General features: G+C 43.3%; 1 protein-coding gene and 2 pseudogenes. All 3 read right to left on the minus strand.

All coding sequences use genetic code 11. The annotated features are described in order from the left end of the window. Window positions 1-202 (minus strand): annotated as a pseudogene (locus ACWHAR_RS23770) (YebC/PmpR family DNA-binding transcriptional regulator); the annotation flags it as partial. Between the two features lie 159 nt (window positions 203-361). Then, window positions 362-535: a phosphatase RapH inhibitor PhrH gene (gene phrH, locus ACWHAR_RS23775; RefSeq protein ID WP_003242557.1), complete on the minus strand. Its 174-nt coding sequence runs from the start codon at window positions 533-535 to the stop codon at window positions 362-364. Then, window positions 525-978, minus strand: a pseudogene (gene rapH, locus ACWHAR_RS23780) (response regulator aspartate phosphatase RapH); the annotation flags it as partial. The pseudogene rapH and the gene phrH, both read right to left, overlap by 11 nt.

Here is a 978-nt window from a genome sequence, read left to right on the forward strand (position 1 = left end):
TCGCACGTTCAATGATGTTTTTCGGCACGCTGTAAGTCTTCGCACGCTCAAGCACAACCTTCAGCGCCTGGTTGGATTCCGGATCTGGCTCGCCCTGTTTCGCCGCCACATAAATCTCACGGCCAAACTTCGCATAAATCCGACTCGTATTTGCGTCCTTAGACGCCTTCTTCTCTTTAATATTGTTCCACTTACGGCCCATGATGTTCCACTCTCTTTCATATATATCAATCTAAATACTGTTATTCACTTTATCCATTATACCTCAAATGGTTTGGTTGTTTCGAGTGTCTTGCGTTAGAAATAGAAGGAATGCCGCGATGTGGAAAATGGAACGTCTTCCGTAAAGCAAGAAAAAGCCCTAGCTAAGGGCTTTCTTCTGATCACTGAGTTTGTAAGGGGAATGATCGATATACGTCGTATTTCGATCTGTTGATTCCTTAAATCCGCCGGAGTTTGTCAGGGTTGGAAACGACATGCTTCCGAAAACTAGAGTAACAGCCAGGCACATCATCACTTTTTTCTTAATAGGCATATAAACACTCTCCTTTTAGAATATCTTCTTGGGCTTTCAGCACTTTCCGATAAAACGCAGCGGCTTGTTCAAAGTGACAGCTGCTTTCAAAAACAGCGGCAGCACTCCGGGCACATGCTTCAATGTAAGCGTGCAGGTTCTTTTTTTCGAAATAGCTTAAAAGATCATGAATTTTTTGTTCATCAACAGTCTCCTTGTACACGGCCTGCAAGAACAGAAACAATTCTTTATAAAATTTGTGAGAACGTGCTGTGATATGGTCTAATCCTTCCTCTATGAACTGAAACGCCTTCTGTGTTTGGCCCGCTTTACATAATGTCCAGCTTAATCCAAACAAGACTTTCGGAAGCAGATCAGGCACTTTCTCTCTGCTTACTTTCGCCGCTTTTTGGAAATGTTCTACAGCCATCTGATCGTCTCCTGATCTGTCATAGCTGTTCGCG

The sequence above is a fragment of the Bacillus sp. LR--39 genome (assembly GCF_053613335.1).